Annotated in this window: 14 protein-coding genes and 3 pseudogenes; 9 read left to right on the top strand and 8 right to left on the bottom strand. The window is 68.8% G+C overall.

Annotated elements, in window-relative coordinates; all coding sequences use genetic code 11:
• Window positions 1-236: 236 nt before the first annotated feature.
• Together OG207_RS00825 and OG207_RS00820 are read right to left on the bottom strand one after the other, a co-directional pair.
• Window positions 237-809 (bottom strand): transposase, encoded by a 573-nt coding sequence (locus OG207_RS00825; protein WP_329094874.1) that lies wholly within the window; start codon window positions 807-809, stop codon window positions 237-239.
• A 138-nt stretch (window positions 810-947) separates the two neighbouring features.
• The gene (locus OG207_RS00820; RefSeq protein WP_329094872.1) at window positions 948-3,629 is read right to left on the bottom strand and encodes an AAA family ATPase; all 2,682 of its coding nucleotides are present in this window, start codon (window positions 3,627-3,629) and stop codon (window positions 948-950) included.
• Between the two features lie 1,264 nt (window positions 3,630-4,893).
• Between OG207_RS00820 and OG207_RS00815 the strand changes: the two genes are divergently transcribed.
• Window positions 4,894-6,054 (top strand): PE-PGRS family protein, encoded by a 1,161-nt coding sequence (locus tag OG207_RS00815; protein ID WP_329094870.1) that lies wholly within the window; start codon window positions 4,894-4,896, stop codon window positions 6,052-6,054.
• A gap of 819 nt (window positions 6,055-6,873) precedes the next feature.
• Window positions 6,874-7,035 (top strand): hypothetical protein, encoded by a 162-nt coding sequence (locus OG207_RS00810; RefSeq protein WP_030730337.1) that lies wholly within the window; start codon window positions 6,874-6,876, stop codon window positions 7,033-7,035.
• 1,005 nt (window positions 7,036-8,040) lie between these two features.
• On the opposite strand, the pseudogene OG207_RS43960 reads toward OG207_RS00810, so the two are convergent.
• Window positions 8,041-8,220, bottom strand: a pseudogene (locus OG207_RS43960) (CAP domain-containing protein); the annotation flags it as partial.
• Window positions 8,221-8,764: 544 nt separating this feature from the next.
• On the opposite strand from OG207_RS43960, the gene OG207_RS00805 reads away from it, so the two are divergent.
• The 3 genes from OG207_RS00805 (at window position 8,765) to OG207_RS00795 (ending at window position 10,480) form a co-directional block, all read left to right on the top strand.
• The gene (locus OG207_RS00805) at window positions 8,765-9,193 is read left to right on the top strand and encodes a hypothetical protein (protein WP_329094867.1); all 429 of its coding nucleotides are present in this window, start codon (window positions 8,765-8,767) and stop codon (window positions 9,191-9,193) included.
• 204 nt (window positions 9,194-9,397) lie between these two features.
• On the top strand, window positions 9,398-9,580 hold the full coding sequence (locus OG207_RS00800; protein ID WP_329094865.1) for a hypothetical protein: 183 nt from the start codon (window positions 9,398-9,400) through the stop codon (window positions 9,578-9,580).
• A 111-nt stretch (window positions 9,581-9,691) separates the two neighbouring features.
• A complete protein-coding gene (locus tag OG207_RS00795; RefSeq protein ID WP_329094864.1) occupies window positions 9,692-10,480 on the top strand; it encodes a class I SAM-dependent methyltransferase in 789 nt (262 codons plus the stop codon).
• A 19-nt stretch (window positions 10,481-10,499) separates the two neighbouring features.
• Here the strand turns inward: OG207_RS00795 and OG207_RS00790 are convergent.
• Window positions 10,500-11,030, bottom strand: a pseudogene (locus OG207_RS00790) (IS5 family transposase); the annotation flags it as partial.
• Between the two features lie 660 nt (window positions 11,031-11,690).
• Between OG207_RS00790 and OG207_RS00785 the strand changes: the two are divergent.
• A complete protein-coding gene (locus OG207_RS00785; RefSeq protein ID WP_329094861.1) occupies window positions 11,691-12,989 on the top strand; it encodes a hypothetical protein in 1,299 nt (432 codons plus the stop codon).
• Here OG207_RS00785 and OG207_RS00780 read toward each other — a convergent pair.
• Both OG207_RS00780 and OG207_RS00775 read right to left on the bottom strand, forming a co-directional pair.
• Window positions 12,973-14,730: an asparagine synthase-related protein gene (locus OG207_RS00780; RefSeq protein ID WP_329094859.1), complete on the bottom strand. Its 1,758-nt coding sequence runs from the start codon at window positions 14,728-14,730 to the stop codon at window positions 12,973-12,975. The two genes, OG207_RS00785 and OG207_RS00780, sit on opposite strands and share 17 nt — an antisense overlap.
• Before the next feature lie 61 nt (window positions 14,731-14,791).
• On the bottom strand, window positions 14,792-15,418 hold the full coding sequence (locus OG207_RS00775; protein ID WP_329094858.1) for a lasso peptide biosynthesis B2 protein: 627 nt from the start codon (window positions 15,416-15,418) through the stop codon (window positions 14,792-14,794).
• A 1,175-nt stretch (window positions 15,419-16,593) separates the two neighbouring features.
• On the opposite strand from OG207_RS00775, the pseudogene OG207_RS00770 reads away from it, so the two are divergent.
• A pseudogene (locus OG207_RS00770) lies at window positions 16,594-17,565 on the top strand (IS5 family transposase).
• A gap of 96 nt (window positions 17,566-17,661) precedes the next feature.
• On the opposite strand, the gene OG207_RS00765 reads toward OG207_RS00770, so the two are convergent.
• Window positions 17,662-17,913: a hypothetical protein gene (locus OG207_RS00765; RefSeq protein WP_329094856.1), complete on the bottom strand. Its 252-nt coding sequence runs from the start codon at window positions 17,911-17,913 to the stop codon at window positions 17,662-17,664.
• Between the two features lie 732 nt (window positions 17,914-18,645).
• Here OG207_RS00765 and OG207_RS00760 point away from each other — a divergent pair.
• Window positions 18,646-18,921, top strand: coding sequence for a hypothetical protein (locus OG207_RS00760; RefSeq protein ID WP_329094854.1), 276 nt, complete (start codon window positions 18,646-18,648; stop codon window positions 18,919-18,921).
• Window positions 18,922-18,951: 30 nt separating this feature from the next.
• Window positions 18,952-20,400, top strand: coding sequence for an IclR family transcriptional regulator domain-containing protein (locus OG207_RS00755; RefSeq protein WP_329094852.1), 1,449 nt, complete (start codon window positions 18,952-18,954; stop codon window positions 20,398-20,400).
• Here OG207_RS00755 and OG207_RS00750 read toward each other — a convergent pair.
• Window positions 20,397-21,593 carry a zeta toxin family protein gene (locus tag OG207_RS00750; protein ID WP_329094850.1) on the bottom strand — a complete coding sequence of 399 codons (1,197 nt, stop codon included), beginning with the start codon at window positions 21,591-21,593 and terminating at the stop codon, window positions 20,397-20,399. The genes OG207_RS00755 and OG207_RS00750 overlap by 4 nt on opposite strands.
• Window positions 21,594-21,623 lie beyond the last annotated feature (30 nt).

Below are 21,623 nucleotides of genomic sequence, written 5' to 3'. Positions count from 1 at the left end.
GGGAGGGGTTCTGGAGGCTGTCCAGATCGGGCTCACGGGTACTGCGGAAGACGCCGAAACGGTCGCCGACATCTGTGAGTACTTCGAACTGGGCGGTGACAAAGCCGCCTTCTACCAGGCCGGGCTTCGCGAACGCATGCGTGCGAAGGCCGGGCGCGGGCGACGCGTCTGACGCAGCGAAGATCACGGTGGTTGCGCGGGGACGAGGGGGCGTAGGAAGGCGAAGGAACACGGCCCTATGACCGCCGTTTGATCAGCCTGATCCGCGTGCCCTGGCCTTCGACCGCGCCGGAGCTCCAGGGCAGGGTGAGGCCGTCCATGACGGCGCCCCAGTCGTTCTGAAGAAGGGCGGCGAAGCCTTGGATCGGTGACGGCCTGTCTTCGAGGGCGCGTGCCGTCCAGTGGGTGAGGTCCTGGCCTCGGCGTTCGCGGGCGATGGCGCTGAACTCGTGGGCGAGGTCGCGGGCGGTGGCGATGATCTGGTCGAAGTCCTTGGTCAGGTAATGGCGTACGGTCCTGCGATCTCGGCCCAGGTGGCGGGCGATCGCGCTGATGGTCCAGCCGCGTTCGCGGATCCGGTGGATGTCGGTGTGCCACTGGCGGACGCGTGCCAGGAGTTGTGCGTCGGGTGGGTCGTCCGGTTCTGGCAGTGTGATCAGCGCGGCCAGGGACCCGGGATCCGGCGGCTCCTGGGGCTGGTCCAGATCGCTGGTCTCGGCGTCCTTGCGCCGGCAAGCGCGCTGCTGGTGGGCGCTTCGCTCGACCGCGCGGGCGAGCGAGCAGTTGTCATATGTCTCCCCGAGAAGCACCGGATGCCGGTGCGCTGATCAGGATGGAGCCGTCGTCGACACCCGGCGTCGATCTCGGCGCCGGTGACGGGAGAGTGACGATGCGCCAGATCACGGACGTGCCTGTGGGCCGGACCATCCCGGCCTCGGCGACTGTCACTACTCGGTGATCCCGTGACCCGCGCGGATGGCACGATTCAGGGGGACGCTGGTGAAGAAGCGCCGTCGAGCGGTGTCATCGTGGAGATGGCCCGCCTTTTCGTCGACCACTGCTCTGGCTCGCTCTAGCAGTTCATGAGCCTCCTGCCGGGCACCGCTGGTGGCGAGCACCACGGCGGAGTGATAGAGCACCTCCTCGGTGCGAAGAGCGGGCATGTGCCCGACATCGTCGAGGAGACGCAGCGCCTCGCGGGCCGCGGATTCCGCTCTGGTGGTCTCCCCCCACTGGAGGAGGGTGCGGCTCTGTAGGGAGTGGGCGGCGATTTGGCTCCTGACCATGCCGCTGTGCCGTGTTTCGTCCACGGTCGCCACTGCGAGGGCGTACGCCTGCCGCAGGGTGTCTGGATGCTCGTCAGAGCAGTGCAGCAGGATCTCCGCGTAGAGGTTGCGGACGATGGGGACCAGGTTGGCCAGCCGGGTTCGTTCGGTCTCCGCCCACGCGGATGAGACCAGACGGAGGCTCTCCGCCCGGTGGTCGCCACCCTGCTGAGCGAGTACGTACGCGAGGAAGGCCGCGTTATACGCGTGCCACCCGCTGTCGCCGCCGCGGTCCTCCTCGAAGGCGAGCGCCTCGCGCAGTACGTCCTCCGCCTCCTGGTGGGCGCCGAGGCTATCGAGGACCTGGGCGAGGTAGTTGAGGGCGATGGGGAGTTCGGCCTTGAGGGGTTCGCTTCGCAGCCGGCCGACGCAGCGCTGGAGTCGGGAGTGCGCCACACCGAGGCGGCCGCTGTCGAAGAGGGAGATGCCCAGTTGCATCTCCCCGAGATTGCGGGCGTGCTGCAGTACTGGGTCACTGCCGCGGAGCCGGGCGTCGGCTGCGCTCAATGCTTCTGCTTCCCTGAGTTGTGCCAGGCCTTCGGCGAGGTTGCGTTTCGAGACCTGCCGCCCGTACTCGACCCGTGCGACGAACAGGGCGACCGGGTCGTCGTGCCTTTCGGCCAGTTCGACGGCCTCACGGAGTTTGCCGAGTGACGGCACGAGACCACGGGTAGCCATGAGCGTTTTGCCGCGCAACAGCCGGGTGCGGATCAACAGCTCGGGTGCACGACAGCGGGTCGCCGCGTTCTCGGCCTCGGCGGCCAGTGCGTCGATGTCGGCTCCGCCAGTCTCCTGGTTCTGTCCCCGCCACCTCACCTCCGTCAGCGCCAGCAGTAGTTCAATCGCCCGGATAAGCCTGCGATCCCGTGTTTCTCCCCGGGGTAGTTCACGGGCGGCGGTGATGGCTACCTTGCAGTGCTGTTCCGCCTCGGCGAAGGACAGCCCTTCCGTCGCGGCGTCGCGTGCGAGTGCGTAGTGGGCGTCAGCCGAGTCCGCGAGACACGCGGGACCCCCCGAGCGCAGATGGTGGGCGATTTCCAGGCGGCGTTCGAGGGGCATCGCCTGGGTGCCCCCGGCAGTAAGGGCGGCGGCTATGCGGACGTGGCGCGAGCGGATCTGCTCCGGGCTCTGCTCTGTCTGGATCACCCTCCAAAGGGCACGGTGTTCGAAGCGGTAGCAGTCGGAGGACTCCATCCGGGCCCACGCCGGGGGCTCGTCGGCAATGATCAGCCGGTGGTTGTGGGCGATGAGCCGCAGACGTTCCATGATTTCGTCGTGAGGCGAGCCCTTGACGGAGGCGATCGTGCTCGACAGGAACGTCGATCCCTGTGTCGCCGCAATGGCGAGAAGCTCGCGGTCCTGGGGCGAAAGCATCCTGAGGCGGCGTTCCACGATCCGGGAGAGGTTGGCCGGCAGGGTGATCTGCGCCCCCTGGGAGGGAGTCCACTCGTCGAGGCAGAGGGAGACGAAAATCGTGTGTCCGAGTGTGACCTGGCTGAGCTGCTGGCTCAGGGCCGGAGGCGCTTGCGGACACCGCAGACGCACCAGTTCCGCCACGGCGTCCTCGGGCAGACCGCCCAGTGTCCTGCGCCGCACGAGTCCCTCCACCGACCAGCGGTGGAGCTGTTCCTCGACCGTCTCGCCCGGGCCCTCCGCGTAGGCTCCGTCGACGGTGTGGGTCAGGACGATGGCCAGAGGTTCGTCGGGGATCCTGCGTACGAGCTGGTCCAGAACGAGCAGGCTGCTGGGGTCGCTGTGCTGGATGTCGTCGATGAGCAGCACGGTGGGCTTCCCCTGCCGCACCAGTTCGACAAGCGCCTCGACGATCCGGGTAGCGACACCCTGCTGGAACGGCAGGAGGCTGTCGAACGGCATGGACCCGGACGTGAGCGAGGCCTCCGTGACCTCACGACCCAGGCTGAAGATCGCGCCGAGCCCGGGCACCATCGCTGAGAGCACCTCCGGGGCGGAGCGCACCACACCCTGGCCCGTGAAGCTCAGCATGCGGCGCAGGACACCGGGCTGCTTTACATCGTCGGCCAGTTTCAGGAGGAGGTCGACGACCGGCCCGTACCCGATCCCAGGGCCGATGCCGGGATGGCATCGGGTCGACACCACCCGGTGTTCCGAGCGAGGCGAGGCGTCTACGGGCATCCGGGCGAAGGCCTGCAGAAGGGCCGACTTCCCCATGCCCGAAACGCTGTCCAGCACGACCGTGCGACCACCCCGCCCCGCGACGAGATCGGTGGCGAGCGCGCTTAGTTCAGCCATTTCTTCGACACGACCGACGAAATCGACCGACACCTGGATCCCCCCGCATCCACCTCACCACGGAACTCTCCTTCCGTGGTGCGAACTTGTCCCTCCACCGTAGATCAGACGTGGCACGGAGTCCTGATAAACGGTGAGCAGCGCGGAGCGCAGGGTGGCATACCAGGGCATGACCCGCCCGACCGGACGACGAACAAACGGAGCGCGAGCCGGAGCCACGTCGCCCGACCCGGTCACCTCTGCTCACCCAGGTCCGACTCTTGAGGCTGGGCGGCGGACCTCGCGCGACTCCGGCGCCACCGGCCCGGCCGGAGCCTTTCTGGGCATCCCCGGCCGAGCCCGTACGCAACCTCCTGAACGCGAAGACCGGCAGCGCGGCGCAGCACGGTGCGCTCAAGACCGAAGAGGCCAAGGCCAAGGCCCTGGCTCTGGTCGCCCTACCTGAGCTTCGGACGACGCTCCCGCGCGTTCAGTACCGGATCAACGGCGGGTAGGGGAGTGCGGCCGAGCGCTTCTCCTGCGAGACCCGCCGCCCGGTCCAGGGTCACGGCGTGATCTCGGGCTTCGAGAGAGACCGGTGGGTACTGCTGGCGGAGGTGGGGCGGATCAGCCGGTCGATCGCCCTGACCAGTGCAGCTCTCTACTCGGTGCCTACCAGGTTGTGGATGGTGACCACGAGAATGCTCTCCTCCCGCATGAGGTAACTGTGTAGTTCCATAGGTTCCCCGTGCCCAAGGACCCCTGGCGGGAGTTCGTACAGGACTGCGCAAGCCACCGCACGGTCACCCAACGCGCTGCCCCGTGTTGACGGGACACCGGACGAGGGGCTGCGCGCCCGTACTACTCGGTCGTAGGACAGCGGCCGCCTGCGCTACCGGCTTTGAGCCGCTGGCGGTGATAGGTGTCAGGGCGAGTCACCGGGGCTGTCTACCCTGTTCGAATGTCGATGCGGGGCGTAGGGGATACCGAGGCTGACTGGGCCGGGCTGTTCGTGGGGATCGAAGCCCTGGCAGCACTGCCATCGATGCGGCGGGCGTGGCTGTGCGGGCTGAGCTGCATTGCGCCGGCGGACGTGCTGGCGCGGCTGCTGGACGTGGTGGGCCCTTCAGTGGTCCTCGGCCTACAAGCTGAGGTCATCGATGCCGCGATCGCGCATCCCGACCGAAGGATCCGCGCGCGACTCGCGGAGAACCGTAGGGACATGAGCATTGATCAGTGGGCGAGACTGATCGCCAGTGAGACCAATAGTGCCCGACGCGGTCGCTTCCAACGGCTTGCCACCTGGCACTGTCCAAAGGTGACCGAGGCACAGTTCGAACGCTGGGCGCACGACCCAGATCCGGGAACCCGCCTGCAGGCCCTGTGGTTCCGGGGCCTTCCTCAGCGGCTGGCCTCGGCACTGGCAGCCGACCCTGATCCGGAGGTGCGCGCGGAAGCCTGCGAATACGCCTGGCCGCACCTGGACACAGGCCGACGGTCCGCACTGGTCGACGACCCCTCGCCCCAGGTCCGAGAAGTCGCCCGCCGACGAGCAGGCTACGACCGGCCGATGTCACGGACCGAATTCGACGCGCTGACCACGATGGAGCAGCGGCGCGTGACACCGGTACAGCTCCTCGGGCGCGACCTCGCCGAGCACCTGGTCCGCCACGCGGAGCGCGGACTGCGGATGAATCTGGTGGCCAATGAACGCCTGGACGTGGACCTGATCATCGAGCTGGCCCACGACGAGGACCCGCAGGTGCGCGCCTCGGTTGCGGTCCGGGCCGACGTCACCGAGGAGCTGCGCACCTCTATCAGCGCGGGGCTGCCCCCGGACACCCCCTACTGGCGTGTGGGATGGGTCGAGGAGCTCCACGACGATCCCGAAGCGATGCGCCGACTGGCCCGGTCCGCGAGCATCGGAATCCGGCGCACCGTCGCGCGAGCACGCCACCTGCCCCCGGACGTCGTGGACCGCCTTTCCCGCGACCCTGACACCCACGTTTCGTACAACCTGGCCTCCTGCTGCGAGGACGCTCCCGCCGAACTACTGCTGGAGGTCGCGCTGTGGCGCACTGACCGCTTCCTCCCTCTGAACCAACCGAACTTTCCCCGCCACGTGCTCCTGCGCTTCGCCGACGACCCGGATCCGCTACGGCGCCAGCTGGCCCTCGAATCCCCCGAATCCACCCCCGGCCTCGTCGAGCGCTTCGCCGACGACCCGGACGAACGGGTACGGGCACGTGCCGCAGCCGACCCGAGGCTCTCGCCCAGCACGGTCCTGCGCCTGCTCGACTCCACCCCGGAGACGCGCCTAGCAGCCCTCGGGAATCCGCAGCTCCCCATCCCGGCCCTGGTCCGCCTGCTCCGCGACGCAGACACCGCCGAGGCCGCGGCCACCAACCCGGCGATCCCCACGACGGTCGTACGACAGTTGATCGAGCTGTCCTGCGCAGCGGAAGCGCCCGTGGGGTGAGAAGCGAGGCGGACGCGCAGGGCCGGTCTGGAGAATGCGGATACGTCTTAGGACGGGCCGATCTGATGGGAGGGGGCCGAGGGTAAGCAGGGCAGAGCGTTTCGGGGGCGACGACGCCTCGGCCGTCGTCAGGCCGGCCCGGTTCAGCCAGATCACGTCGGTACCAGGCCCGTGCTCCCAGCAGCCGTACAGGTCGCGCCACTGTCCGTCCGTGCGGTTCGTGTCCTGGGACTAGACGCCGGCGTAGCTCGTCGCGCTCGTTTCGATGGTGAGCTCTCCATCGGATGGGCGACTTCGGCGAAGACACTTTCGTGAAACGTTCTCACTGAACCACCCGGCACAAGGGGGAGCGTGGCCGAACGTCTAGTGGCGGAAGGTGTCCTTGATGTCTTCCGTGGCGTGGCGTGGCGGGCGTTGCCGTTGGCCTGGTCCGTGTGGCCCATGGCCTCCTCGGCCTTGCCCTTGGCCTGCTCGGCGTGTGCCTTGGTCTTCTCCGTGCCCGACATCGAGACCTCCTCGTGCAGTACCGGGTTGGTCGTGACCACGCACCTGCTCACGATCCCGGCCGGCAAACCCTGTCGTTCTGCCGGGCTGGCCGATCGGGACGCCCGGGCCGCCGCGCTGCGTGACCGGCGCGGACCCCGCAGGGCGGGGGAGCGGGCGCGGGGACTGCGCATCGGTGCTCCCGCGCCGGTGCGGGGTGCTGGCCGGAGGAAGGCGGCTGTTCCTGCTGCCCGCCTGCGTGGATAAGAAACCCGTAAAACCCGTCCGCATGGTAGGAGGCTGGCCGGGCACGCGGTGGGTCGGAGGTTGATATCTATGGTTCCCCTGCTTCTTGTTCTTCTGCTCGTTCTGCTCCTGTTCGGCGCCGGTTTCGCGGTGAAGATCCTCTGGTGGGTCGCGATCGCGGTGCTGATCCTGTGGCTGATCGGCTTTGTCGCCCGCCCGAAGGGCAGCAGCGGCCGCTGGTACCGCTGGTAGCTGTAGCGCGGCATCGCGCACCAGACAACGGCGCGGGGCGCCCACCATGTGGTGGGCGCCCCGCGCCGTTCTGCCCTGTCCGGCCGTAGCCAGCCCGCTGCAGTCCCCCGGGGATCCGCCGCGCCCCCGCCGGGAGGCGGTGTACGCCCGTACAGTGCGCTCTGTCAGCGGGCTTGGTGATGGATTCCCCCCCGCTGGAGGGGGAGGCCGCGCCACGCGCGACAACGGGGACCCCGCCAACGCGGACGAGCCGCGGGCGATGTCCACGCCATCCTCGAGCACGCCGAACCGCGCGGACGGCCTACCGCATGGCTGGACCTGGACGTCCCCGACGACCGTTTCATCGCCTCCACGCTGCTTCTGCTGGCGACGGCTCGGCGGAGGTCGAACAGCCGTCCCCCCAGCTTCCGGCATCCGCAGAGCCGTCCTCAGGGCACTGAACGGGCCGCGCTGAGCGTATGGGGCGGCCCATGACGGGCGCCCCCACCTCTCCTGCCGCGCCCAGTCGACGCCGAGGTCGGCCAGCGCTTCGAGCTGCGCCTGGTCGAGCTGGTCGCGGCGGGCCTTCCGGTTCCTGACCCAGATGCCAACACGGTGGGGACCGTCAAGGAGCTGCTCGATGGCACTGCGCCCCAGCATCGCGCCTTCCCGCGCCACATACTGCTCCGGGGCCTGAAGGCCCTTCTGGAAAGCCGTACCGCCCGCGCGCGGCCCGGCCGCCGTAGTCGTCCTCACGGCCACTCTGCGGGCTCGTGGGGCCTTCCTCACGCCGAGTTCGACGAGCCGGCGCTGTTGGGTGAGGCAGGCGTGGTGCCGCTGCCAGTCCACCGTCCACCCCAGCACTGCCGGGTTCCAGTCCGAATCGACCGCAGCCAGCGCCGCCGCCCGCTGCTCGGCGCGCACCGAGTCGTTCCCGAGTCCGGCGGGGCGGCGGACGTTCGTGAGCCACTGCCAAATTTCGGGCGTGTCGATGCGAGTGCATGCCCCGAAGGTCTGCACGTAGAGGTAGCCATCCGCTTCCGGGTTGTCCGGTGTTGCGGTACCGCGGTAGACAGCGACCCCGGACTCCTTGAACGCGGGGTTGAGGATGTTCGCCCGGTGGCCGTCGCTCGCCATCCACTCGTCCACGACGCAGGCAGGAGTCGAATTGCCCTGGCTGGAAGGGGCGACCCTTGGGTGAACCACCGGGCCAGGCCGTTCTCGGCCACCGGAAGGCCGAATTCTTCCGGGCAGTAGCCCGCGTCCTTGATCCGGGTCTTCGCGGTCGACTGCGTGACGGGATCTGTGTGGCTCCTCGGTCCGCCGCCGGCCCACCACTTGATCAGGGAAGCGGCGAGGGCGTGCTCACGCGCAGCGGTACGGAGCTTCAGGTTGAGGGTCAGCTTCCCGCGCCCCTCATCCTCGGCTGCCTCGGCGGCTTCGACGTATCCGGCGGCGCCATTGGTGTGGGGCAGGGGGCCGGGCGGGTTGGCCTCCTGAGGGCAGTGCATGCCTTCCTCATCCCACGCACAACTCCGGTCCGGCGCTCCCCTACGACAGGAGTGCCCCATCGGACCAGATGGATCCCGCGCCTGGCGCGACGCTCTTGCCGCTGTCCGGGCCCGGCCGGACCTGACTCTTGCGGTTCACAACACGGCACGGGGCTCGACCGCGCGTCGAAAGGGCGGTGTTTTCGAGCGGGCTCGGAAGATCCGTCCGGTGCCGGCACGTGCGGTCCTACGCTTTGCCGATGAACCAGCCCGGCAAGCCCGAGCCCGCCGACGAGGATCAGCTCCCGGTGGGCCCGCTGCTGCTCACCTTCCTGGTGGCTCCGCTCTTTCCCTGCCCGCTGCCGCATGGGGCGGTGATCACCAAGATGTTGCCCGGCGCGGTCGGCAGGCTCGACGGCGAGATGCGGCCCTCCCTGGACGGCCCTGTGTTGCCGTCGGCTGCGCAGGGGAGGCCGTGCGTGTCGCTGAAAGTTCTGGCAGTTCCGGGAACGCCAGAGCGGGGGCCCATGCACCTGGCTTCCCTCACGCAGGTCTGCGCGGAGATCACCGGCAAGCCGCTGCCCGAACAGGACTTCGCTGACGGGACGGTCGACGCGTACCACAGCAACCCCGTGGCCGCTCCGGAGCAGACAGCAGTGGCTCTGGCTCGCCAGGACCGTCACCGGTAGCTACGCCGACGGCACGATGGGCGTGAGGCCCCTGACGCCCCCATCGAGCCCGCTCGCCACCGTCCTCGACGAGGACCAGTTGACCTGCCTCAACACGCACTTCCCGAAGTCCGCCGGGCCTTCCGCCGCGATGGCGACTACCGCAACGCTGTCGTCCAGGCCGCCACGTTCGCCGAGATCGTCCTCACCAGCACCCTGTCCCTGATGCTCTGGGAAGGACAGCTGGAAGCAGAGTCGGTCGAGCAGACCGTGACAGTGTTCGACTTCTCCCGGGGCGGCGGCCTGGCCAACCTCGTGAAGACCGGGTGCGCACCCCGGCTCGGCGGGGACCGGAACCGCACGCTTTCCGGGCCCGTCATTCAGTGCCTGCTCCTGAGGCTGACATGACATAGCGGTGATCGTGACGCTCAAAGCGAAGCGTTCATTGGATCTTCAAGGCTGTGAGGACGATCGGGAGCAGCCAGGAACCGAACTGGTGCAGCACACGTCTCCCGCAGCATGATCTCTAACGAGGACCACGAGCACGCGAGCTCCACCGGGCTCACCTCACCGTCCGCGGTGACTGCGGATCCGCCGAAGGTCAACGACTACAACAGCTTCGCCGAGGCGTACACGGCCGAAAACGAAACCAACCTCATCAATGCCCACTACGAGCGGCCCGCGATGCTGGCCCTCGCTGGGGACGTAGCCGGCCGGCGGATCCTCGACGCCGGCTGCGGCTCCGGGCCCTTGTCCACGGCATTGCGCGACCGTGGTGCCTTGGTGAGCGGATTCGACGCGAGTGCCGAGATGCTGAAACTGGCCCGCCGGCGGCTCGGCGACGGTACGGACCTGCAGGTGGCCGACCTGGGCAGCCCGCTTCCCTACGCCGATGACACGTTCGACGATGTAGTCGCGTCCCTGGTGCTGCACTACCTGGAGGACTGGGGGCCAGCGCTGGCCGAGCTGCGACGCGTACTCAAGCCCGGCGGTCGGCTAATCGCGTCCGTCGACCATCCCTTTGCCGCCAACCTCATGCACCGCCAGGCCGGCCGCGAGACCGACTACGACTATTTCGACACCACCAACTGGACCGAAGAATGGACCATGGGCGGCCAGACCGCGACGATGAGCATCTGGCACAGGCCGCTGCACGCGATGATCGAGGCCTTCACCGGTGCCGGTTTCCGGGTAACGGCCATCAGCGAGCCGGAGCCTGATCCAGCCGCCCACGAGCTGTTCCCCGAAGTCATCGCGGCCAAGCCGCGCTTCCTGTGCTTCATGTTCTTCGTCCTGCAGGCCGATTAGGGCCTGTGTGATGTCGTGATCATTCGGCTGTCTTGAGCAGGTCGTCGATCCAGATCATTGCAGCCCGGAGGTGGAGGCCGGCGATGTAGCTGTCCGGGGTTTTGTCGTATCGGGTGGCGATGCCGCGCCAGGCCTTCAGCTTGTTGATCAGGCGTTCGACCGTGTTCCGCTTCTTGTAGAGGTCGGCGTCGTGGCTGATGGGCCGGCCGCCTCGTGCGCCCTTCTTCTTGCGGTTGGCTGCCTGGTCCCGTTCTTCCGTGATGACTGCCTGGATTCCGCGTCTGCGCCGGTAGGAGCGGTTGCCGCGAGATGAGTAGGCCTTGTCGCCGGCGACGGCGTCGGGCCTGGTGCGGGGACGGCCGACCGGCAGACGGACCCGCACCTTCTCGAGCACGTGGATGAACTGCGGGCTGTCCCCGGCCTGCCCGGCGGTCAGGACGAACGCGAGGGGACGACATTTGCGGTCTGCGGCGAGATGAATCTTGCTGGTCAGTCCGCCCCTGGACCTGCCGAGCAGGGCTTCCTTCAGGCGAAGCTTGCGTCCGCGTCGGGTACGCCGGCGTAGTTCACTCCCTCGGGGCGTCCGACTCACCGCCGAAACGGCACCTACGGATGCGCCGAGGGGACGGAAGATTCGGCCCGCGCCCACCCCTTGGCCAGCGCTGTGCAGATTCCGCCGCCGGGGTGCGGCTCCTTCACCGGCGCGACAGCCCGCCTGTGCTCGCGGAACCAGTCGACCGAGACGACGCCGCCGCAGTCGTGACACATGTACCCGCACTCCGCCCCAGTCCCGGCATACGGCACCCCGTGGCGGGCCACCCCGACCGAGCCCACCGAGGCGACGCCCCCGCAGGCCGTCCCGCCCCGGACGGAACCACTCCACCAGCCTCACGTAACGAGTGATCACGCCGACTGCTCGTGCAGGGGGCGGGGGTCTGCAGCTACCTCTTCGCCGTCGGCTTCCGCGGCACCTGCCGGAGCCAAGGTCATCGACCGCACTTGGGCACTTCCCGCCGCGGACCTTTCGGTTAGGCCGTCCAGAGGCATCCGGATGGTGGTCCCACTGAGCGGCACGGACGATGGTGCCCGAGCCCTCGGCGCAGCGCCGGACCGCCCGGAACGGTGCGGGAAGGTGACACCGTGCCGGTCGCGGCCGTCATCGGCACATCCGGAGCACAGCACACGGCCTGCAGCCTCAGAAGGTGATCGCGTGAGGATTCCACCCGCGTCCGGATTCAACTCGTACCTGCGGGAGCTGCGGGTACTGACGAAAGCCCAACGGTCATGGCCGACCCCGGTATTGATCCTGCTGGTCCTCCTCGTGACGGCTGGTTACCTGGGCAGGTTCGGCCACAAGGACCTCAGCGAGGCCCTGAGCTTCATGGGACGCGTCACCGGCGCCGGCCTCCTCGTGGCCTCGGCCATCGCGCTGTTGGGCGGCGCCGCGGTCATGGACTACTGGTTCTGGAAAAGCTTCCAATATTCCGGTCCGGTCGCGCTGGCCGGCACAGTCACAGCATTGTTGACCAATTTCATGCTCCTGCTTGAGGTATTGGGTGGCGACTCTCCGGGCTACATGGTGCTGTCGGGCCTGCTTACGGCGGGTTCCGCATGGGCCGTCTTCGTGGTGTGTCGGAAATTGGGTAAGATCCCCGCCCCGAAGAAGGTGGCCACGGCGTTCATCGTATCCTCCGTATTCGCCGTCGCCAATTTTGGCTACCAAAACCTCTATCAGCCATTCCAGCACGGGGCCAGACCTGTCATCAAGCTGGCCGTGGGGAAGTATGAATTGAGCATGAACGGAGAATCGTTCGCCGTGCCGGTCGACATCACGCTCACCAACGACAGCGATGTGGGTTTCTACGTCATGGGCGCCGAGTTCCACGCCATGGGGCAAAGGGTGCCGGTGATCACGCGTGACCGGCTCCGGCAGGAATGGCGCGACGATGCCGAGAAGTGGAGAACAACCCAGGAGAAGAGCCCGCTCTCCCGCAGGGAGATCCACCACTCCGGCGAGTTGCTGGCGGCGCAGCCATGGATGGTCCCCGGCGGTTGGATCGAGGCAAGCGACACGTTCGCCATGCGAACGGTCGTGCAGCTGCCCATCAACACGCATTACGACCAAGTGGCCTTCTACGCCAGCGTGAGCCTCGCACGCAAGGACCGACTCGGCCTGGATTCGGTCCAATTTGACAGGTATTCCTGGAGCGGCGGCAAAGTGCCCCGGTGGGTGAAGGAACAGAAGGATTTCGACTCCCTCATCTACAGCGGCAGGGTTCGCGAAAACAATTCGATCGACGAACGTACGATGGACCCCCGTTTCGTCGCCGTCTATTGGGGGTTCGGCACACAGGGCGCATTCGTGTCCTCATCCATTACGCGAAAAGGCGAGGAAGATCGCGTCCTGACCGAAGCGAAAATCCGCGAGATGAACAACCGGTACGGCCTCATCGATGTCGTGACGGGCCCGATCCAACAATCGCTGTGGAACATCAAGAGCCGTCGATGACCGCCGTTGCCGCACCGAGCGTGCGGGGGCGCGGCCCCAATCCCTCCAGCCACGCCACGAGGGCAAGGGAGCTATTCAGTCGATCCCAGGATTCCGCGTTCCCCACGCCGAACCGCGCCTCCCTCACTGCCCGGCACAGCACCTGGATGTCGAACATTTCCGCGACCAGCGGATGCCTCGCGGAGCAGCAGAGGTCGACAAGTTCGTCGCCGTGCGCCCGCAAGCCGCGGGCATAGAGCTGGTCGAAGGGGATCTTGGCCGCTCGGCCGCGGATCCGGGAGGGGAGCAGATCTGCCATGGCCTCGCGCAGAACCGCCTTCGGGCGGCCCGGATGGAACGTGGCTTCAGCAGGGAAGCGGCGCATCGTGGCGATGACCTCGCGGTCGAGAAAGGGGTGCGAGAGGAAGAATCCGTCCTGCCGTGCTCGCTGCCAGGACAGCGGGTCGGGAGCAGCAAGGTAGTTGGCCGCTTCGAAGAACGACTCTTCCGGCCTGCGTCCGAACACGAAGCGGCTCTCCGCGATGCTCGCCTCACGGTAGCCGTGTGCCCGCGCAAATCCGTATCGCAGCCAGCGGGGGCGGGCGAAGCGGCCAAGGCCGCCCAGCACGGTCCCGTGGCGGTCGAGGGCAGTGATCCGTTCGGCGGCAAGTGGAAGGGTCGGTCGCATGACGTAGTCGTAGACGACCTCGCGTACGCCGCGCTCGGTGCCTGCGGCCCAGGCGCGTGCCTGCTTCGTCATCTGCCGGAGCTGGCCTGTGCGGGCCAGTCTGTGCAGGTGAAGAGGGTTGGCGTCCGCGATCGGATCCGCCCCGCAACCGGTCAGGAGAGTGTCACAGCCCAGTTCAGCCGCCTTGCCGTGGAGCCTGCTCCAGAGCGGGGCGCGAAAGGCGTGCGCATGGGGCTCGTCCGCGTCTCCCGCGTGGTGTTCGAAGTCGTCGAAGTCGGCCACGTCGTCGGCATCCGCAATCACCGGACGGGCTGCCGGTGCATGACGGCAGATCTCCTTCATCGCCTCTTCGAGGTACGGCTGCTCCCCGGCCAGCTCTCCTGTGTTGAAGCGCCCGGCGAGCAGGACGAGGTCCCCACGGAGGCCCTTTCCCGCGCCCAGCAGGCGGGCTGCGAGCAACGCGATGCTGGTGGAGTCGGTGCCGCCGGAGACGTGGCATGCCGTCATCCGGCCCGCTCGGCGCTCGACGGCGTTCTCCAGTACGAGGCGCAGGTCCTTCGCGGCCCCGCTGAGACGGAGCCCGTCTACTGTCGGTTCCGGCAGGTCGTCGGCCTCACCGACGCGCCTGTGCACCCGACCACGCAGCTGCCCGGTGATCGAGAGCTCCACCACCTCGCCGCCGAGGATCCGGTGCACACCGGAGAACGGGGTGAGTTCCGAGTGCGGTTGCGCCATGTTCCCCGTCAGGAACCGGCAGAAGTAGCTGCGTTCCAGCGCTTCGAAGTCGCCCAGACAGCGCGCCGACGTACTCACCGCGCTCACGCGCCCGCCGGACTCCCTGAAGAACAGGGGAATGCGCGCATGGTCGTCGCGGATCAGCACAATGCGGTCGCGGCACACCAGGACGGCCGCATAGTCGCCGATCGGCAGACGCGGTGTGACTCCCGGTCGGCCGACGTCGTCCAGGAGCCCGCGCGCGCCCGCCACACGGTCCCGGACCGAGCCGACCCAGCCGACGACCACGGCAGTGCCGGCCCGTGAGGAGACCGTCGTCACGAGTCCCTGCCGAGCCATGGCCTCGGCCGCCCGGAGCCTCGGTGCACCCCCGGCCCAGTCAAGGCGGAGTGCCTCCACGTCACTGCCCGCCGCATCTGATCGAGAGAACCGGCGTGTACGCGTGCCCCCGCGGATCGGCATCGGGGATGCACACGCCCGCCGAAGAGCTCCAGGCGTGCAAGGCGAACGGGTGCTCGCGCACACCGACGTGAAGCACGGCATTCAAGCCGCAGCGCCGCAGAAGGACGAAGGCCGTCACGGCCTCAGCCTTGCAGTCGTCGTTCACGAACCAGCTTCTGTGACTGTGTGATCGCAGTGCTTGTTTCAGCCGCACCACCTCCTCCACTGCAGGGGCGTCTGCACGTGCGTACACCGGGGCCGCCAAGGACAGGAGCCGAAGGACGCGCCCGAATCCCATGGCCCGGATCGACAGGTGCACTCCGCGCAGCCAGAGCCCGACCTCGACGTCCGAGTACGCCTTCCGGTGATCCGTCGCGCACCCGGCGCTGATGAGATCGGTGACGAGTTCGGCGCGTTCCTCGGGGCTTCCCTCAACGAATTTCTGAACGTCCGTCGTCGTCATGCCGAGAAAACGGGTCCGCCGCCTCCAGTCGGCGATCAGGGCTCCGCTGGACGTCCTGGTGACACAGCAATGCGGTGATAGAACCCGCGTAATGGCCACCAGGGTGTCGGTCTCCTCCGCCACCACACATACTCCAAACTCGGCCTACCGCACGGACTCTGCGGAAAGCCGAGTTCGACACCGTGGGCTGTATCAGGGCTGATATCCGTGGCCGTCGTAAAGCCCTCCACTGAAGCCTCGAATCAAACGGCCGTTGCCGATAAGAAAGAGCCGATGCGGTTTACGGCGCCGCAGCCTTCGGAAAAACATCACATACCTCCAAGATAAGGCAGCGTCGATCAATTCCAGGCTACTCTGCGTCGAATACCCCGCAACCGGACTGCACACACCGCGAAGCAGCTCGCTCGGCCATCTGACCAGCAGGATTCATCTTTGCGCAGACATGTTGATCACGACGTCGCCGAGTCTCTAGGCAGGGCGGGGGACGACCGCAAAGGGGGGTCGCACCTGTGTACGCGGAGATGGCCGCGGGGAGGCAGTACTTCTCGACGACGGTCCCGAGGTTGGCGCACTGAGCAAGCGAGGTCGGTACAACGGGCACCACCAGCTTTCGATGTCGGTCGGTGGGGACGCCGGACAGCCGACCACGCCCGGGGGCCGCAGGCGTAGCGACATCCCGAGGAAGCGGCCGGACGGCGCAGCGCGTCAACCCCCAGAGGGCCCGGCTCAGGCGGCCGCGTGCACCTTGGGCGGGCAGTCGCGGCAGCGGCCGGGGTGGGGGAACGGAAGGCGCGGTCGCAGCCGTCGCAGGTCTGGAACGGGTCCGGCTGTCTGACCGGCCTGGCCGCCGGGACGGCCGGCCGGCTCGGCGGGATCAGTGCCTCGAGCCGGTACGCGAGTACGCACGCGGGGCTGCGCATTGCCTCGGGGAGGTTCCCGGTCAGGGTCAGCCCGATGGGCTCGGGGTCCGCCCCGCGCTCCAGCCAGGCCGAGACCTTCGGTGCGAGCCGCTGTACGTCGCGCTCCGCCAGCAGCAGCCGTGGGTCGTAACGCCGCAGCCCGGCGAGCAGGTCCGCCGCCGCCCCCGGGTGCAGCTCCAGCCGCGGGGGCGCAGGCTCCGGCTCCGGGACCTCCTCCGGCTCCGGCTCCTGTACGGGCTCCCGGTCCGGCGGCGGAGGGGGCTCGTCGCCGCCGGTCAGCGGCGTCCACTCCCCTCGTCGCCGGCCCCAGTGCGCATGGGAGAGGGGCTCGAATTCGATGACCGACTGATTGCTCAGTTCGGGGCGATCGCGAGGCCACTGGGCCTACGCACCAGCCAGCTGCGCGGCAGAATCCGCCCATATCTGCCGATCGAGAGGTACGGCCCGCACCCGGAGCGGTTGCGGGAGCAGTTCGAGGGTGTGATCTGGCGGTTCCGGTCCAGTGCCCAGTGGCGGGAGAGGCCTGCCCGAGTTCGGTCCCTGGGCCACCGTCTACGGACGCTTCCGGGTCTGGCGGGACGCCGGTGTCTTCACCGCCCTGCTCGAAGGCCTGATTGCCGAGGGTGCCTGTGTGGGAAGAACGGACTTGTCGCTGGTCAGCGTGGACTCCACAACCGTCCGCGCTCACCACGATGCCGCAGGGCTGCGGGTCAGCAAGCACCTCATGTCGGCCCTGAAAGAAGCCGTGCAGGAACAGGAAACGGCCCTGCAAAAGGGGGCGGCCCGGAGGAAAAGAACGGACAGGCCGAGCGCCGGCGTACCCGACGCGGACGCAAGCTTCGCCTGAAGGAAGCCCTGCTCGGCAGGTCCAGGGGCGGACTGACCAGCAAGATTCATCTCGCCGCAGACCGCAAATGTCGTCCCCTCGCGTTCGTCCTGACCGCCGGGCAGGCCGGGGACAGCCCGCAGTTCATCCACGTGCTCGAGAAGGTGCGGGTCCGTCTGCCGGTCGGCCGTCCCCGCACCAGGCCCGACGCCGTCGCCGGCGACAAGGCCTACTCATCTCGCGGCAACCGCTCCTACCGGCGCAGACGCGGAATCCAGGCAGTCATCACGGAAGAACGGGACCAGGCAGCCAACCGCAAGAAGAAGGGCGCACGAGGCGGCCGGCCCATCAGCCACGACGCCGACCTCTACAAGAAGCGGAACACGGTCGAACGCCTGATCAACAAGCTGAAGGCCTGGCGCGGCATCGCCACCCGATACGACAAAACCCCGGCATTCGGCTGCATTCAGGAAGTCATTGGCCCGGATCATTGGGACTATGCAGGCAGGTCGCGTCGTGGCTGAGCAAGACCTCGGCGGTGGGGCTCCCGGAGGCTGTTCTTGCTTCGTACGGTGGCTGCATGGGCAGGGACAGGGTGCCCCGGCTGAAGCTGACCGTGATCACGGATGACGCTTGCGGGCCGCGGCTGTGCCGGGGTGCGGTGGTCCGCTGATGCCGTCGGCGAAGTCGACGGCGGTGTTCTGCGAGGACGCGCGCCGTTCGCGGCACTGGCGGCGGGTGCGGCGGGCGAGGGCTCGGACCGAGGCGGTGAAGGCCGGTGTGACGGCCTCGTGTCCGCAGTGCGGGATGGTGTGGACGGTCGGTGTCGACCATTTGATGTCCGCGGTGCACTGCTCTCCCGCCTGCCTCAAGCAGGCCTGGCACTCGCGGCGCGCACCCGCTGGCGGGTTGTGAGCCTGCATGTTCGGTGCCGGTGGGGCTGCTTCGGGCGCCGGGGCCGCACGCCCTTGGCTGCCGGGCGTGGCGGTCGAATGGTGTGAAGCAGCAGCCGTCCAGGGCGAGTTGATGACACGCGCGGGTGTTGTCCCCGGGGCTCGTGGGGGTGGTGCCCGGATGACCGGGATGATCGGCAGTGTGACCCGACAGCGCTACGACCAGCCGGTCAGGCTGGGGCGGGACTGGGTCTTAAGCTGCCGCCCCGGAACCGGGACGGCAGCTTCGTACCGGCAGGCCGCGCGCCAACGCGGTCACTGCCCGAATCTCTGGTCCTACGGTTGCAGCCGGTAGCAGTCAGAGGATCGATGGCTGCCTCGGCAACCAGCTTCGCCACCATCTCCCTTCCTGCCGCAGATCTCAACCCGGTCTGAACGCCATGAGCCAAAACCGCCATGGCGGCCTGCCCCGCCGGCCGGACGCGGAGGGGGCGGGTACCGAGCCGCCGGGAACACCCGTGAGCCAATGCGAGCAGGCAGAACAGCCTGTCGAGGCGCGCTCCGGCGCTCTGCCGCAGGCTCTCTCGCCGGTCCTGTAGCGTGCCGCCCGGGAAGCGCCAACTTCCTTTTTCCGAAAAGTACTTGCAGCCGACACCAGTAGCTGACGCTCTGCCGTCCGCACTTCGTACTCAGTCAGAAAGACGTGCCGACATGCCCACGAATGGACTCGTCTCCTCGCCCGGCGAACGGGCCGCCTCCGGCCGCCAAGGACCCGAGCAGCGCCATCTGCCCCTGCCGTACGTCGCGGGCCTGGTCTCGTTTCCCGTGTTGGGGACGGTCCTGGCCTTGGCGGGCCTGCCGACGTCCGAGATTGTCCCCCTTCTGGCGTCCTGCGCGGCGCTCGGTGTCGCGGCAATGCTCGTCGTCGGCGGGGGCCGCCGGCTCGCAGCGGGGCTGGCCTCAGCCGTCCTGCGCATCACCCAGTAGGGCGGGACGTTGGGACGCCCCGAGAAGCCAGTGGACTCGACCGACCCCGTCCGCGCCGCTTTGGCCGCGCTGTTACGGGGAGCCCGCGGCAGAGCCCGTCTGACCTACGCACTGCTCGCGCTGCGCACCACCAGCTCAGCCGCCACTCTCAAGCGCGCCGCCTCCGGCAAGGAGGTCCCCGCCTTGGCAACCGTCACAGAGTTCCTCAGTGCCTGCGGAGCCACGCAGGAGGAGGTGACGATGGCGACGTACCTGGCCGAGGCGGCCCACGGACAGCCGCGCGACGTCCCGGCCTGCACCGTGATCGAGCCGGCTGGGATCTTCACCGAAGGCGAGCTCAACAGCGCGCTGGTGTCCCTTCACCGGAACGCCGGTCGCCCGTCCTACCGGCAGGTGCAGAGCAGGGGCGGAAGCGAGTGGCTCGCTCCGAGCAGCATCTGGGCCATCCTCCGAAACCAGCGGCTGCCGGCCAGCCAGGGGCAGATGGCCGCCTTCCTGCGGGGCTGCGATGTTGCCGAAGAACAGCAGGGATCGTGGCTGGCCGCGTGGGACAGGGCGAAGCGGCCGCACGCCATGCCCGGCGCCCTTTGCCTGTCCGGCTCGTCCGGCAGCCATGCCCCGTCCGGGCGGTACGCGGCGACGTGTCTCCCTCGCGTCACGAGGCGCGGGACGGAGATGCATCGCGAGCGCACAGCCCCCGTTGCCGTACCCGTGTGGTGGGAGGCGGCCCGGTGGGCCAGTGACCTCGTGGGGCTGATCGACGCCGCACACGGCATTGACACCCGCTCGCTCGCCCGCCGGGCCGGGCTGTCGCTGGACTCCACCACCCGGCTCCTGGAGTGGCTCCGCCGCCAGGGCTTGGTCGCCACCGTCTCGGGCGCCCACTTCCCCGGACCGGCTCTGGAACCGCTGACCCGCCCCGGCCGCCCGCTCCTGGGCCACGCCCTCGCCCGGCTGCGCGACGAGGTGGGCGCCGCGGTGTACCTCAGCAGCTACACGGACGGTGACGTCCAGGTCCGGGAGTGCTCGTACAGCAAGTCCGCGCCGCTGGCGGAGGAGTGGGTCCCCTTCAGCGCTGCGGGTCACGCGAGCGCCGTCGGGAAGATCCTCCTCGCCCAGCTCGACGGCGACGCCCGAATGGACCACCTCACCCGACACCCCGCCGTCAGGCTCACCGAACGCACCATCACCGACCCGCTCGCGCTCTTCGAGAACCTCGACCGGGGCGGCCCGCGCGGTGCCCAGTTCAGCCTGCTCGAGTACTCCCTGGACGTGGTTTGCGCCGCCGTCCCCCTCGGCCTCCCCGGCCAGGTCAGCGGCCTTGCCCTCTCCCTCCCGGCCAGCCAGTACCCCCGCCTCCTCACCGCCGCCCAACGCCTGCCCGACCTCGCCCCCACCCTCCTCTTGGCCCGTCTCCTCGACGACCGCCCCGACCCCACCACCGCCACCGGCCGCTGGCCGGAGCTCCTCGTGGCTTAAACACACCCGACCAGCCCGCCAAGCGCTGAGCCCCGACGGGTTCGGACCCCGTTCGTCTGACCCCGTCCGCTTGCGCACCACTCACGCACAACGCCTGCCACCCCATTGCCGACCTGCGTCTTTGAGTCCTGTGCACGTGCCACTCGTCGCCGTGCCCGCAGCAAGGGGGGCCGGCCGGGGACACGTTGATACTCCATCGGCACTGCCTGCCATGCGGCGGGCATCAGTGGCTGCGCCCGGGCCATGATGCCGGCAATCTCCTGCCGCAGGCGGGGCAGCACTCGGTGCAGCGCCCGCGGGACGGAGTGGAAGCCGGCGGCCTCTCCATCGGTGTAGGGGCGGCGCCGGGCAGCGGCCAGGGCACAGGCCGCCCACCTGTCCCGGCCCAGCGCCCAGCGGTCGCCGTCGATCACCCGCACGGCGCTGATGCTCGGGTCGGCGGCTGCGGCGGCCACGATGTCGGCCGCCACCCGGCAGGCCCGCGCGAGCGCGGCCGGGGTGGAGAGCGCCGTGACCACGTCGAGCTCCAGGGCGCGGGCGTGATTGACCAGGGTGCGCTGCCTGCTGTCACAGGATCGGGCGGCCAGGGCCACGGCCGGCGCCAGGGTCACGGCCTCGATCCGGTAGCCGGCCCGGGCGAACCGGCCCGCGCTCAAGGCGAAGTCGGCGGCGCTGGTGAAGTCGGCCTCGATGAGCAGGTCGCGGCTCCGTTCGCGTACGTACGCCTCGGCCTCGGCCTGCCAGAGCTCGGCATCCGGCCTCACCAGGTCGTCGGCGGTCCGAGGGATGTCGTTGACCAGTTCGAAGTGGTCCGGGTGGTGGCCGCGCAACATGTCGGGATCCACTACGACGGTGCGCGGCCGCATCACCCGGCGCAGCATCCGCCGCGCGTCCAACTGGCGTGCGCCCGGCTCGTCGACCAGGTAGACGACCAACGGGTCCGGACGGAAGGCAGCCTTGCACAGGAAGGTCGGGGCGATCGGGTCGTCGAAGGTCCAGCGGTGCTGGTCGCGGCTGAGTCGGTGGTAGCCGCTGCCGGGCGAGCCTGGGCGCGGGTGCGCGATGCGGCGGACTGGCTCGGCGGCCGCAGCGGCCCGCTCGGCATCGTGGGTGACGGCCAGGCGGCGGTCCGCTGGCAGGCACTCGTCGTGGGCCATGGCCTCGGCGCGCACCACGCTCTTATGGCCGTGCATGCAGGTGCCCGGCCGTGGCCGGATGGCCTC

It is taken from the genome of Streptomyces sp. NBC_01439 (genome assembly GCF_036227605.1).
Classification (GTDB): domain Bacteria; phylum Actinomycetota; class Actinomycetes; order Streptomycetales; family Streptomycetaceae; genus Streptomyces.
Note: the sequence above shows the minus strand (reverse complement) of the source record. Positions and strands in the feature narration are given on the sequence as shown.